Here is a 12688-nt window from a genome sequence, read left to right on the forward strand (position 1 = left end):
GTTCAGAGGGAAAGAAGCACTCCATGCCCGCATCGACCCCGGTCCGGCCCGGCAGCATCCTCGCGGTGCTCGCCTACACCGGCATCGTGGCGTCGCTGATGCAGACGCTGGTGGTGCCGCTGCTCGGCCAGCTGCCCACGATCCTGCACAGCAACTCCTCGACCACCGCCTGGGTGGTCACCATCACCCTGCTCGTCGGCGCCGTCGCCACACCCGTCGCCGGTCGTCTCGGCGACATGCTCGGCAAACGCCGCATGCTGATCGCCTCGACCGTGCCGCTGATCGCCGGTTCGGTGATCGCCGCGCTCGCGGTCAACGCGCCGATGATGATCGTCGGCCGCGGCCTGCAGGGCCTCGGTTTCGGCACCATCCCACTGGCCGTCGCGCTGCTGCGCGATGTGCTCCCGCCGGAGAAGCTCGGTTCCGGTATCGCGCTGATCAGCTCCTCGCTGGGCATCGGCGGCGCGCTGGGGCTGCCGATCGCCGCCGCCATCACGCAGTACAGCAACTGGCGGGTGCTGTTCTGGGCCGCCGCCGCACTGGTGCTGGTCGCCACCGCGGCGATCACCGTCGTGGTGCCCGAGGGCACCTCCGAGGGCAAGCAGGGCCGCTTCGACGGCGCCGGCGCGGTCCTGCTCGGCGGCGGGCTGGTCTGCCTGCTGCTCGGCGTCTCCAAGGGCGCGTCCTGGGGCTGGACCAGCGGTTCGATCCTCGGCCTGTTCGCCGGCGCGATCGTCCTGCTGCTGATCTGGGGCTGGTGGGAGCTGCGCGCCGAGGAACCGCTGGTCGATCTGCGGATCACCGCGCGGCCGCAGGTGCTGTTCACCAATATCGCCACCGTCGCGGTCGGCGTCGGCATGTACGCGCTACAACTGAGCGTCCCGCAGTTGTTGCAGTTGCCGAAGGCGCTGGGTTACGGCCTGGGCCAGTCGATGCTGGCGGCCGGCCTGTGGATGGCCCCGGCCGGCGTCATGATGATGCTCATCTCGCCGGTCGGCGCGAAGCTGTCGGCCGTGCGCGGCCCCAAGTTCACGCTGACCACCGGCGCCGTCGTCATGGCCATCGGCTACGCCACCGGACTGCCCCTGATGCACCACGCGTGGGGCCTGCTGATCGTCAACATCATCTGCAGCTCCGGCGTCGGCTTCGCCTACGGCGCGATGCCCGCCCTGATCATGGGTGCGGTGCCGCAGTCGGAGACCGCCGCCGCCAACGGGTTCAACACCCTGATGCGCTCGGTCGGCACCTCCATCTCGTCGGCGGTCGTCGGCGCGGTGCTGGCCACCATGAGCCTGACCCTCGGCGGTCACGTCTTCCCGACCGAGCACGGCTTCCGGGTCACCTTCCTGATCGGCTCCGGCGTCTCGCTGGTCGCCGCGCTGATCTGCCTGGCGATCCCCGTCCGCCGGGCGATCACCGACCGGCAGGCCGGCGAGTCGGCCGCCCCGACCACGGTGTCGGACGCGGAACAGCCCGCGCGGGTCTGACCGTTACCGTCGCTTGCTGGCAACCCGTGGGCGAACAGCGCGAGGATGGCATCCATGCCGACGATGCAGTCCGTGCAGACCGGTGCCACCGCCGGAACCGTCGCGGTGGTCGACATCGACCGCCCCGAACCCGGCCCCCGGGACGCCCTGGTCCGGATCCGGGCCTGCGGGATCTGCGGCACCGACGCGCTGTTCGTCACCGCCGGCGTACCCGGTCCGGACGGGCGGCTGCGGCCGATCCCGCTGGGCCACGAACCCGCCGGTGAGGTGGTCGCCGTCGGCGCCGAGGTGAGCGGCCTGGCCGATTATCTGTTGATCGAGAACGCGGTCGTCGGCACCAGCGTCGCGATCGTCCCCGATGCGCTGCCGTTCGAGGTGGCCGCGCTCAACGAGCCGATGGCGGCGGCGCGCCACTGTGTCGAGCGGTCGGGGGCGCGGCGCGGGGACACGGTGGTGGTGCTCGGTGGCGGCGCGATCGGCCTGGGCGCCACCATCTGGCTGAAACTGCGCGGCGTCGAACACGTCGTCGTCACCGATCTGCTGCCGGAGCGGCTGGCCACCGCGTTGCAGATCGGCGCGGACGCGGTCATCGATGCGGAACGCGAGGACGTGCGGGGTCGGCTCACCGCCCTGCACGGCGAGAGCACCGACGCGCTCGGCGTGCCCCGGCCGGGCACCGACATCTACATCGATGCCGCCGGTACCGCCGCGGCCGTCGACACCGCGGTCGGCGCCGCGAAACGGGGGGCGAAGCTCGTCGTCGCCGGTATCCACAAACGGCCCGCGCCGCTGGATCTGGACGCGGTCCGGCGCAGCGAACTGACGATCATCGGAGCGCAGCGGCATCCGGCCGAGATCTTCACCGTGACCCCGCAGCTGGCCGCGCACGCGGGCCGGTTCGCCCGCATCCTCAGCCATCGCATCCCGGCCACCGATGTGCAGGAGGCCTTCCGGCTCGCCCTCACCCCGGGCGCCGCCGAGAAGGTGGTCGTCACCTATCCCGGCACCACCGTCACCGTCTGAAACCGATCGTCCACCCGAGGAGATCCCTTGAGCAGCAACAGTTTCGAAGACCACGTCGCGATCGTCACCGGTGCCGGATCCGGTATCGGCCGGGCCATGGCGCAGGCGTTCGCCCGGGCGGGAGCCCATGTGGTGGTGTCCGATATCGACGGCGCCGCCGCGGAGAAGGTGGTCGCCGACATCGGCGCCACGGCGGTCCCGGTGACCACCGACATCGGCGACGAGCAGTCGGCGCAGCAGGCCGTGCGCCGCGCCCTGGACGTGTTCGGGCGCATCGACGTGCTGTGCAACAACGCCGGGATCATGGACCGGATGCAACTGCCCGCGGAGACCCCGATCGATGTCTGGGAGCGGGTGCTGCGGGTGAACCTCACCGGCACCTTCCTGATGACCAAGGCGGTGCTGCCGCACATGCTCGCCGCCGGGCACGGCGCGATCGTGAACACCGCCTCCGAGGCCGGGATCCGCGGCGCCGCCGCCGGTGTCGCCTACACCGCCTCCAAACACGGCGTGATCGGCCTCACCAAGAACGTGGCCTGGGCGTACGCACAGGACGGCATCCGCTGCAATGCGATCCTGCCCGGCCCGACCATCACCAACATCGCGAAATCGGCCGACGACTTCGACCGGGTCGGCGCCGCGCGGCTGTATCCGGTGATCCAGCTCGGTGAGCGCCAGGCCGCCCCCGAGGAGCAGGCCGAGGTGGCGGTGTTCCTGGCCTCGGACGCCGCGAGCAATATCAACGGCGCTATCCTGCCCGTCGACGGCGGGTGGAGCGCCGCCTGACCTCAGCCGGCCGCCGGCTGCACGACCAGGTCCGCGCTCGCCGGACCGGCCACGGCCGGCTCGAGGTGCCTGCGAGTCTTCCTGCGCGACACCAGGATTCCGGTGAAGGCGACGATCCAGACCGGATACTGCACCAGCCAGGCCACCCGGAACGCGCCGAAGGTGTATCCGCCGGCGTGCCCGAGGACCAGGCCCATCGCCTCGATCACCAGCAGCGTCGCCAGGAAGCCGCCGATGTTCACGATGCCCTGCGCGGTACCCAGCGTGCTGCCGGGGTGGAAGGTGCGCGCGTAGTCGAAGCCGACGTTGGAGCCCGGGCCACCGATCGAGATCACCACCACCAGCAGCGCCAGCAGCCAGCCCGGCGCGGGCCGCCCGAGCGCCAGCACGCTCGTCCACATCACCACCGCGGCGACCATGATGGTCAGCACGAACTGCGACCGGCGCAGCGGGAACCGGCCGCACAGTTCGCCGATCAGCGGCCCGGCGACGATCGCCACCGCCACCGACACGGTCAGCAGCCAGCCCGCCGCCGACTGCGAGAAGCCTTGGGCCGACACCAGATACGGCACGCCCCACATCAGCGCGAAGGTGGTGGTGGAGAACATCGTGCCCATGTGGGTGAAGAAACCCAGCCGGGTGCCGGGGTGCCGCCACAGCGCCCGCACCTGTCCGCCCAGTTGCCGCACCCCCGCCGGCGCCGGCCGCGTCTCGGTGGAGCCCGGCGGCAGATCGCGGATCAGCGCCAGCGCCAGCACCCCGCCCAGCAGGCACAGGCTCGCGACCGTCGCGTAGGCCGGTGACCAGCCGGCCGTGTGCAGCAGCGCCAGGAACGGTACCGCCGAGAGGATCTGGCCCAGTTGCCCGAGCATCGCCGTGACCTGGGACAGCAGCGGCGCCCGCCGGGCCGGGAACCAGCGCGGCACCAGCCGCAGCACCGAGATGAAGGTGCAGGCGTCGCCGCAGCCGACCAGCACCCGCCCGATGATCGCCAGCGACAGCGTCCCGGTGACCGCCAGCAGCGCCTGCCCGCACGCCATCACCAGCGCGCCGGTGACCACCATCGCCCGCGAGCCGAACCGGTCCAGCATCAGCCCCGCCGGAATCTGCATGCCCGCGTACACGATCACCTGCAGCACCACGAATTCGGACAGCACCGACGGCCCGGCGTGGAAGCGGTCGGCGGCGGCCAGCCCCGACACCCCGAACGAGGTGCGCTGCAACACCGCGATCACATAGCCGACAACCCCGACACCCCAGACCAGATACGCACGCCTCATCACCCGACAGCCTAATTCATCCCATGATCCCTCCAGCATTCACCCGGCGCGCTGACCTCGGGAATCGCCGTGCGCCAGCGGATCTCGGCCGGGACCGGGCACCGGCGCACCGGCCGCGCCGATACACTGCGTATCACATTCGCGCATCATCGGACGTCTCGTCGCGCGCCGATACCGGCCGGAAGGGGTAGACCATGTGCGGTCCGAGGCCGGAACGGTCGCGACACGACAGCACCGCGTGCGGCGGCCGCAGCCGGCGGCAGCGCGTCACCACGCCGACCGCCCGCACCTGCCGAACGGAAACGGCGGGTGAGCGCCGCGGCAGACCGCCGAGCACCGCCACCCGGGTCGCCCTCACCCGCCGGACGGAAACGCCATGAGCGAGCAGCCGATCGATACCGCCGAACGATCGCCGGCCGAAGTCGTTGTCGACCGGGCCGGGCTGTGGGATGCCGAATCCCTCAGCGATGTCGCGGCCGCGACCTTCCCGCTGGCCTGTCCCCCGGATCTGACGGCCACCGATATCGCGGCGTTCATCGCGGACGCGTTGTCCGGCGACCGGTTCGGCGACTACCTCACCGATCCGCACCGGACCGTGCTCAAGGCCGTCACCGACACCGACATCGTCGGCTACGCCATGCTCGTCGCCGGGGAGCCCGCCGATCCGGACGTCGCGAGCGCGGTGCGGGGACGACCGGCGCTGGAACTCGACAAGATGTACGTGCTGCCCGGTCACCACGGCGGCGAGGTGTCCGGGGCACTGATGCGGGCCGCCGTGGACGCGGCCCGCCACGCCGGATGCGCCGGGCTCTGGCTCGGTGTGAACCAGGAGAACGTGCGGGCCCAGCGCTTCTACGCCAAACACGGCTTCGAGATCGTCGGCACCCGCACCTTCACCGTCGGCACCCGGCTGTGCCGGGATTACGTCATGCAGAAGACGATCTGACACAACGTATCCCGCGCAGGCGCCCGCAATCGCCGTCGGCAATGCGGCGACGGCCCGAACGCGGCGGCCTCGGGCGTCGGACCACCGCAGCGGCGACCTCGGGCGTCAGTGCAGCAGCTTCGCCCGCAACACCGCGATGTCGCCGTCGGTCAGCTTAAGGCCCTCGTGCAGGTAGTTGTCGAAACTGCCGTAGCTCTTGCCGACCTGGTCGAAGGCGGCGTCCAGTTCCGGCTGGGCGACGCCGTTGACCATGTCGCCGGTGGGCGCGTCGCGGTAGAAGTTCGACAGCAGGAAGTCGTAGTTCACGGTGTCGCGATCCACGCCCAGCAGGGTCAGCAGCACCGCCGAGGTCCAGCCCGTGCGGTCCTTGCCGGCCGAGCAGTGGTACAGCACGGCTGCGTCGGTATTCGCGATGTCGTGCAGCACGTTCGCGAAGCCGACGTTCGCCGCCGGTTCGGTGATGAACGCGCGGTACAGGTCCGGGCCGGCGCTGAACGACTTCAGCATCTCCACCGGATTGCCGCCGATGATGTCGTCCCAGTTCGCGGTGGCCCCGGCGGGCACCCGGTCGGCGCTGGCCGTGCGCTCGAACGAGGTGCGCAGATCGTCGACCACTCGCACGTCGTGACCGGTCAGCGCGGCCAGGTCGGCGTCGGTGGCCTTGCCCAGCTCACCGGTGCGGTACACCAGGCCCGTGCGCACCACGCGGCCGTCGGTGGTGCGGTAACCACCCAGGTCGCGAGCGTTGAGCACACCTTCCAGGTGCAGCGACCGATCGTCCACCCCGGACAGCACCGAACCGGTCGCGGCGGGCGGTTCGGCCGCGGCCGCCATCGTGGGCGCCAGCAGGCCGGCTCCGGAGGACACGGTGGCGGTCAGCACCAGCGCGGCGCCGAACAGGCGATGACGGGTCACGATCGAACTCCTTCCACACCCGCGAGGACCGCGGGCTCGAAAATCATGCGGCACCCGCGGGCGCTTCGAAACGCGACAGCGCCAACAAGCGGGAAATGGCCCGCAAATACTTCTTACGGTAACCGCCGCCGAGCATCTCCTCGGAGAAGATCCGATCCAGCGCGGCACCGGAGACCGTGACCGGGATGCCCGCGTCGTAGAGCCGGTCGGCGAGCACCACGATCCGCAGCGCCACCGCCTGATCGGTCACCGTGTGCACATTGCCGATGTACACCGCGCCGACCCCGCCGATCAGCGCGCCGTAGCGGGACGGGTGCAGGGTGCTCAGGTGCCGCAGCAGCTCGTCGAAGTCGTCGAGGGTGGAACCCGGTGTGGCCGCGGCCTTCTCGGCCAGCAGCCCCGGCGCGGTCGGCTCCGGCGCGGGCGGCAGGTCGCGGTGACGGTAGTCCGGGCCGTCGACGCGGACGGTGTCGAACAGCGCGCCGAGCTTCTTGATCTCGCGCAGGAAGTCCTGGGCGGCGAACCGGCCCTCACCCAGCTGGCCGGGCAGCGTGTTCGACGTCGCCGTGACCGAGACGCCCCGCGCGGTCAGCTCCGTCAGCAGCCGCGACACCAGCATGGTGTCGCCGGGATCGTCGAGTTCGAATTCGTCGATGCACAACACACTGTTGCCGGACAGGCGATCCAGGGCATTGTTGAAGCCCAGGGCGCCGACCAGGTTCGTCAGCTCGCCGAAGGTGCCGAAACTCTTCGGGCCGGGCACCGCGTGGTAGATGCTGGCCAGCAGGTGGGTCTTGCCGACGCCGAAACCGCCGTCGAGGTACAGGCCCGCACCGGGCACGTGCTTCTTCTTGCCGAACAGGGACTTCTTCCCGTTCGCGGCATGGATCCTGGTGACCTGCTGCGCGAATTCACCGGCCTTGCGGACCGCCGCGGCCTGGCTGGGCTGATTCGGATCCGGGATGTAGGTGTCGAAACTCACCTCGTCGAACGTGGGCGGCGGCACCATCTGGGCGATGAGCTGATCGGCCGGGACATCCGGATGACGATCGACGAGGCGTTGTTGCACACACGCAGCCTACTGACGTGGTGTGATCGGACATCATGCACCGTGTGCCCAATGCGACCCAGTTCACAACGCTCGGCCCCGACGATCTGGTTCGGCTCTACGCGTATCCGGCGCACCCGGATTCGCCGTGGCTGCGCGTCAACTTCATCGCCAGCATCGACGGCGCCGCGACCGTCGACGGCCGCTCCGGCGCGCTCGGCGGGCCCGCGGACCGCGCGGTGTTCGCGATCCTGCGCGATCTGGCCGACGTGATCCTGGTCGGCGGCGGTACCGCCCGCGCGGAGAACTACGGCGGCGCCCGCACCGACGCCCACCGCCGGATCCGCCTGCATCACCACGGACTCGGCGGCGATCCGGCCGGGGCCCCGCCGCCGATCGCCGTCGTCACCGCCCGCGCCGACATCGACCCCACCGGGCGGCTGTTCACCGACACCGGACGGCCGCCGCTGATCCTCACCACCACCTCCGCCGACGCCGGCCGCAAACAGGCCCTCACCGACGCCGGGGCCGAGGTGATCGAGGCCGGCGACGACACCGTCACCGCGGCCGCGATCCGCGCGGCGCTCGGCGCACGCGGGCTGCTGCGGGTGCTGTTCGAGGGCGGGCCCACGCTGTTCGGCGACCTCCTCTCCGCCGGGTTCGTCGACGAGCTGTGCCTGACCGTGTCACCGCTGCTGGTCGGCGGCTCCTCGACCCGAATCGCGGTGGGGCCCAGCGCCGCCCCCACCCCGATGGTCATGCGGCACGCCCTGCTCGACGACGACGGCACGGTGCTCACCCGCTGGGAGCGCGGCCACGGCCAGGGCTGACCCGTTGTGGCAGGCTGTACCGCATGCGCAGGACACGACGGCGGAGCCGTGATCTGACACCACGGCGGGGCCGTGCTCTGGCACCACAGCGGCGCCGTGCTCTCGTACTGCCGGTGCTGCTGGCCACCGGGCTGCTGGCCACCGCCTGTGGCGCCGGGCCCTCGCTGCGTCCGGGCGTCGCCGTCGAACATCCGCATGCCGGTGGCGCGGCCGCCACCACCAGCGTCGCCGCCGCACCCGCCGTGCCGGCCCCGCAGGCGCCGAAGCACGATCTCACCTGGCACGATTGTGCCGCAACGACATTCGACCAGCTCGGGCTCGGCGCCGCACCCGCGGGGGTGGTCTTCGAATGCGCCGAGTACGCGACGCCGATCGATTCCGGCGGCGCGATCATGGGCACCTTCCGCACCGCGGTGGCCCGCGCCCGCGCGCCGCAGACCCCGGCCGGGGCCGCTCCCCTGCTGCTCACCTCCGGCGGCGACCGCTCCTCCATCGCCACCCTCGCCGGTCTGGTCGCCGGGCCCGCACCCGCGGTGCTGGCCGCGCATCCGATCGTCGCGGTCGACCGCCGCGGCATCGGCGGCTCGCAGCCGATCGACTGCCTGCCCGCCGACACCCACCGCCAGCTCGCCGACGCGGGCCAGTTCGCCACCGGCGGCGGCGACCCGGTCGACGCGATGGCGAAACTCAGCCAGGACGCCACCATCGCCTGCCAGGACTTCCTGCAGCCGTATCAGGGCACCTTCGACGCCGCCCACGCCGCCGACGACATCGACGCGCTGCGGCGACAGTGGCAGGTGGACACCATCGCCCTGCTCGGCACCGGCAACGGCGCCCGGGTGGCCCTCGCCTATGCCGCCAAATACGGCCCGCACCTGGGCCGGCTGGTGCTCGACTCGCCCGAGGCGGTCAACACCGACACCGCCACCCGCGCCGAACAGCGGGTGAAGGGCGCCGAGGCGGCCCTGACCGCCTTCGCCCAGCGCTGCGTGGCCACCTCCTGCGCGCTGGGCCCCGATCCTCGCGCCGCGGTGACCGATCTGATCCGCCGCGCCGCGGCCGGCGACCTCGGTGACCTGTCGGCCGGGGCACTGGTCACCACGGTGTCGGGCTTCCTCGGCGACCCGCGCGCCGACCAGGACGCGCACATCGCCGAACTCGCCGACGCGCTGGCCGCCGCCGGCCGCGGCGACCGCGGCCCGCTCGGCAAACTCACCCTCCGCGAATCCGCGGCCGTGGCCGCCGACGGCCAGTTCGTCACCCGGTGCAGCGACAGCCAGCAACCGGCCACCCCGGCCCACGCCAAGGACCTCGAAACCACGTGGGGCACACAGTATCCGGCCTTCGGCCGGGTGGCCGCCGCGCGGCTGATGACGTGCACGGCCTGGCCGGTCCCCACCCCGCCGCCGGTTCCCGCCACCCTCACCCTGCCGGTGCTGATCCTCGGCAACACCGCCGACCCCGTGACCGGCGGCGACGGCCGCCCCTCGGTCACCGGCGCCCTCGGCGTGGCCGGGGCCCGTACCGCCACGGTGACCTGGCAGGGCTGGGGCCATCCGACCTTCACCCACTCCGCCTGCGTCCAGCAGAATCTGACCGGCTATCTCGACGACGCCGGCCTCCCCGCCGACGGCTCCGCCTGCCCCGCCTGACCCACCCCGAAAACCCCTCCCCAGCAACCATCGGAGTTGTTTCCGGTGTACCGTGCCCCAGTGTTCCTCAGTCAGCTCGAGCCGCGCACCGCGCGCACCACTTCCGAGGTTCTGAACTTCGCTCTGTGGCCGTTCGCGGTCCTCACCGCGCTGCGCACGGTCCTGGTCAAGGGCACCAACTTCAACATCACCGACGACTTCGCTCCGGTGTACAAGGCGTCGCTGGCGTTCCTGAACGGGCGCGCGATCTACAACGAGAACTTCGACCTCGTCGATCCGCACTATCTGTACCCGCCCAGTGGCACCCTGATGATCGCGCCGCTGGCGCTCATCGATCCCGAGAAGTCGAAGTGGTGCTTCGTCGCGCTCAACGCCGTCGCGATCGTGCTCGCCTGGTATTTGCTGCTGCGGCTGTTCAAGGTAGCCCTGAAGTCGCCGGCGGCGCCGGGGCTGCTGGTGCTGATGTTCTCCTCCGAAACGGTCATCAACACACTGGCTTTCGGCAATGTGAACGGCTGCCTGCTGGCCGCCGAGGTGATCTTCCTGGCGCTGGTGCTGCGACGACGGGATCTGTGGGCCGGTGTCGTCATGGGGCTCACGATCGCGGTGAAACCGACGCTGGCGCCGCTGTTGTTGATCCCGTTGCTGCGCGGGCAGTGGAAGGTGTTCATCACCGCGCTGGGCGTGCCCGCGGTGCTGATGGCCGCCGCCTGGCCGCTGATCAAGGATCCGATGGATTTCGTGCATCGGACCTTCCCGTACTTCATGGGTTCGCGCGACTACTTCAACAGCGCGATCGTCGGCAACGCCGCGTACTACGGCCTGCCGGTCTGGCTGACCTGGTCGATGCGGCTCGTCATGGGCGCGCTGGTGCTGATCTCGCTGTGGCTGCTGTACCGCTACTACCGCAACGACGAGCTGTTCTTCGTCACCACCATGTCCGGGGTGCTGTTGATCGCGTCCTGGCTGCTGCCGTCGCTGGGCCAGCAGTACTACTCGATGCTGGTGTTCCCGTTCCTGATGAGCGTGGCGCTGCGCAATTCGGTGCTGCGCAACTGGCCCGCGTGGCTGGCCATCTTCGGTTTCATGACCTACGACAAGTGGCTGCTGGACCATTGGCAGAGCACGGGCCGGGCGCTGGAATACCTGCGCGTCACCTTCGGCTGGGGGCTGCTGCTGGTCGTGGTGTTCTGCGTGCTCGGCGACCGCTATCTGGCCGCCCGCCGCGAGGGACGCCTGGATTCCGGTATCGATCCGGCCTTCCTGCTGCCCGCCGACCAGGCGTCCGCCGTCGGCGCGGGCCCGGACACCCCGCCCGCCTCCGCCGTCGGCACCGCGCCGAAGGAACAGGTGTCGATCATGGAGGGCGCCCGGGCCTGACCGGGCGTCACCGATCGGTCACCTGCCGGGCGCCGGCGACGCAACTAGAATCGGTGCAATGAGTTCCGACACCGACATCCCCGCTCCGAAGATCACGCTCACCCCGCAGGAGTGGCGGTCCCGGCTCAACCCGCAGGAGTACGCGGTGTTGCGGGAGGCCGGTACCGAGCGTGCCTTCACCGGCGAATACACCGATACCGAGACACCCGGCATCTACGAGTGCCGGGCCTGCGGCGCCGAACTGTTCCGCAGCACGGAGAAATTCCACTCGCACTGCGGCTGGCCGTCGTTCTTCGATCCCGCCGACTCCGACGCGGTGATCCTGCGCGCGGACGACACGCTGGGCATGCGCCGCGTCGAGGTGCTGTGCGCGAACTGCCACAGCCACCTCGGACACGTCTTCGAGGGCGAGGGGTACTCGACCCCGACCGACAAGCGGTACTGCATCAACTCGATCTCGCTGCGACTGCACCCCTCGGACAGTCCCGCGCACTGAGCGGACCGATATACCGTACGATCCGCCCGCGCGCGGAGCACGCCCCGAATTACCGGGGCGTGATTCGCGCGGGGCTCAGGGCAGGGCGGTGATCAGCTGCTCGATCTCGACCCGCGGCCCGGTGAAGAACGGGATCTCCTCCCGGACGTGCAACCGGGCCTCGGTGGCCCGCAGTTCGCGCATCAGATCGACGATGCGGTGCAGTTCCGGCGCCTCGAAGGCCAGGATCCACTCGTAGTCGCCGAGCGCGAACGCGGCCACCGTATTGGCTCGCACGTCCGGGAATTCGCGGGCGGCCTTGCCGTGATCCGCGAGCATCTTGCGCCGCTCGGCGTCCGGCAGCAGGTACCACTCGTACGAGCGCACGAACGGATACACGCAGATGTAATTACCCGCGTCCTCGCCGGCCAGGAAGGCCGGGACGTGGCTCTTGTTGAACTCGGCGGGCCGGTGCAGGGCGGCATTGCTCCACACCGGATTGCTGGCCTGCCCCAGCTCGGTGGTGCGCCGGAAATCGGCGTACGCGGCCTGCAAATCCTCGATCCGCTCGGCGTGCGTCCAGATCATGAAATCGGCGTCGGCCCGCATCCCCGCCACGTCGTACAGGCCGCGGACCACCACCCCGCGCTCCTCGAGTCCCTCGAAGAACGCCCGGGCCTCCTTGATCGCCGCCGCCCGATCCTCACCGAGCACTCCCGGCTCCACCTGGAACACCGAGAACATCAGGTACCGAATGGTCGAATTGAGAGCCTGATAATCGAGTCGCGCCATGCCCCCATCGTGCCACTCCCACCCTGCCCCGCCACCCGCACCCACCCCACCGGCCGCTGCGAAACCCGCTGCGG

The 12688-nt window shown here is 70.8% G+C and carries 13 protein-coding genes; 8 read left to right on the plus strand and 5 right to left on the minus strand.

Features of this window, described 5'->3' with window-relative positions:
- Positions 1 to 23: 23 nt before the first annotated feature.
- Genes LBW94_RS20750 through LBW94_RS20760 form a run of 3 tightly spaced genes read left to right on the plus strand, consistent with a single transcriptional unit; the run spans position 24 to position 3296 of the window.
- Complete coding sequence (locus LBW94_RS20750; RefSeq protein WP_225061263.1) at positions 24 to 1487, plus strand: MFS transporter; 1464 nt, start codon at positions 24 to 26, stop codon at positions 1485 to 1487.
- 54 nt (positions 1488 to 1541) lie between these two features.
- Positions 1542 to 2510 (plus strand): zinc-dependent alcohol dehydrogenase, encoded by a 969-nt coding sequence (locus tag LBW94_RS20755; RefSeq protein ID WP_266271696.1) that lies wholly within the window; start codon positions 1542 to 1544, stop codon positions 2508 to 2510.
- A gap of 27 nt (positions 2511 to 2537) precedes the next feature.
- Positions 2538 to 3296 (plus strand): SDR family NAD(P)-dependent oxidoreductase, encoded by a 759-nt coding sequence (locus LBW94_RS20760; protein WP_225061265.1) that lies wholly within the window; start codon positions 2538 to 2540, stop codon positions 3294 to 3296.
- Between the two features lie 2 nt (positions 3297 to 3298).
- Here the strand turns inward: LBW94_RS20760 and LBW94_RS20765 are convergent, their stop codons facing one another.
- Together LBW94_RS20765 and LBW94_RS20770 are read right to left on the minus strand one after the other, a co-directional pair.
- Positions 3299 to 4576: an MFS transporter gene (locus tag LBW94_RS20765; RefSeq protein ID WP_225061266.1), complete on the minus strand. Its 1278-nt coding sequence runs from the start codon at positions 4574 to 4576 to the stop codon at positions 3299 to 3301.
- Positions 4577 to 4709: 133 nt separating this feature from the next.
- Positions 4710 to 4919, minus strand: a complete 210-nt coding sequence (locus LBW94_RS20770; protein ID WP_225061267.1) for a hypothetical protein — start codon at positions 4917 to 4919, stop codon at positions 4710 to 4712.
- Positions 4920 to 4952: 33 nt separating this feature from the next.
- Here LBW94_RS20770 and LBW94_RS20775 point away from each other — a divergent pair, with 33 nt between their 5' ends.
- Positions 4953 to 5522 carry a GNAT family N-acetyltransferase gene (locus LBW94_RS20775; RefSeq protein ID WP_225061268.1) on the plus strand — a complete coding sequence of 190 codons (570 nt, stop codon included), beginning with the start codon at positions 4953 to 4955 and terminating at the stop codon, positions 5520 to 5522.
- Between the two features lie 105 nt (positions 5523 to 5627).
- On the opposite strand, the gene LBW94_RS20780 is transcribed toward LBW94_RS20775, so the two are convergent.
- Positions 5628 to 6437 carry a tyrosine-protein phosphatase gene (locus tag LBW94_RS20780; protein WP_225061269.1) on the minus strand — a complete coding sequence of 270 codons (810 nt, stop codon included), beginning with the start codon at positions 6435 to 6437 and terminating at the stop codon, positions 5628 to 5630.
- Positions 6438 to 6480: 43 nt separating this feature from the next.
- The gene (gene zapE, locus LBW94_RS20785; protein ID WP_225061270.1) at positions 6481 to 7506 is read right to left on the minus strand and encodes a cell division protein ZapE; all 1026 of its coding nucleotides are present in this window, start codon (positions 7504 to 7506) and stop codon (positions 6481 to 6483) included.
- 35 nt (positions 7507 to 7541) lie between these two features.
- On the opposite strand from zapE, the gene LBW94_RS20790 reads away from it, so the two are divergent.
- The 4 genes from LBW94_RS20790 to msrB are packed head-to-tail and all read left to right on the plus strand — an operon-like array spanning position 7542 to position 11843.
- Positions 7542 to 8315 (plus strand): pyrimidine reductase family protein, encoded by a 774-nt coding sequence (locus LBW94_RS20790; protein WP_225061271.1) that lies wholly within the window; start codon positions 7542 to 7544, stop codon positions 8313 to 8315.
- Positions 8316 to 8338: 23 nt separating this feature from the next.
- Positions 8339 to 9967 carry an alpha/beta fold hydrolase gene (locus LBW94_RS20795; protein ID WP_225061272.1) on the plus strand — a complete coding sequence of 543 codons (1629 nt, stop codon included), beginning with the start codon at positions 8339 to 8341 and terminating at the stop codon, positions 9965 to 9967.
- Between the two features lie 60 nt (positions 9968 to 10027).
- Positions 10028 to 11347, plus strand: a complete 1320-nt coding sequence (locus LBW94_RS20800; protein ID WP_225061273.1) for a glycosyltransferase family 87 protein — start codon at positions 10028 to 10030, stop codon at positions 11345 to 11347.
- Between the two features lie 58 nt (positions 11348 to 11405).
- Positions 11406 to 11843, plus strand: coding sequence for a peptide-methionine (R)-S-oxide reductase MsrB (gene msrB / locus LBW94_RS20805; RefSeq protein ID WP_225061274.1), 438 nt, complete (start codon positions 11406 to 11408; stop codon positions 11841 to 11843).
- A 75-nt stretch (positions 11844 to 11918) separates the two neighbouring features.
- On the opposite strand, the gene hemQ is transcribed toward msrB, so the two are convergent.
- Positions 11919 to 12614 (minus strand): hydrogen peroxide-dependent heme synthase, encoded by a 696-nt coding sequence (gene hemQ, locus LBW94_RS20810; RefSeq protein WP_225061275.1) that lies wholly within the window; start codon positions 12612 to 12614, stop codon positions 11919 to 11921.
- Positions 12615 to 12688 lie beyond the last annotated feature (74 nt).

It is taken from the genome of Nocardia sp. alder85J, assembly GCF_020176955.2.
Classification (GTDB): Bacteria; Actinomycetota; Actinomycetes; order Mycobacteriales; family Mycobacteriaceae; genus Nocardia.

Excerpts from the sequence above, each read along its gene's own strand:
- msrB (WP_225061274.1), top strand. The coding sequence starts at position 11,406 with ATGAGTTCCGACACCGACATCCCCGCTCCGAAGATCACGCTCACCCCG.
- LBW94_RS20750 (WP_225061263.1), top strand. The coding sequence starts at position 24 with ATGCCCGCATCGACCCCGGTCCGGCCCGGCAGCATCCTCGCGGTGCTC.
- hemQ (WP_225061275.1), bottom strand. The coding sequence starts at position 12,614 with ATGGCGCGACTCGATTATCAGGCTCTCAATTCGACCATTCGGTACCTG.
- LBW94_RS20795 (WP_225061272.1), top strand. The coding sequence starts at position 8,339 with ATGCGCAGGACACGACGGCGGAGCCGTGATCTGACACCACGGCGGGGC.
- LBW94_RS20775 (WP_225061268.1), top strand. The coding sequence starts at position 4,953 with ATGAGCGAGCAGCCGATCGATACCGCCGAACGATCGCCGGCCGAAGTC.
- LBW94_RS20765 (WP_225061266.1), bottom strand. The coding sequence starts at position 4,576 with ATGAGGCGTGCGTATCTGGTCTGGGGTGTCGGGGTTGTCGGCTATGTG.
- LBW94_RS20755 (WP_266271696.1), top strand. The coding sequence starts at position 1,542 with ATGCCGACGATGCAGTCCGTGCAGACCGGTGCCACCGCCGGAACCGTC.
- LBW94_RS20790 (WP_225061271.1), top strand. The coding sequence starts at position 7,542 with ATGCACCGTGTGCCCAATGCGACCCAGTTCACAACGCTCGGCCCCGAC.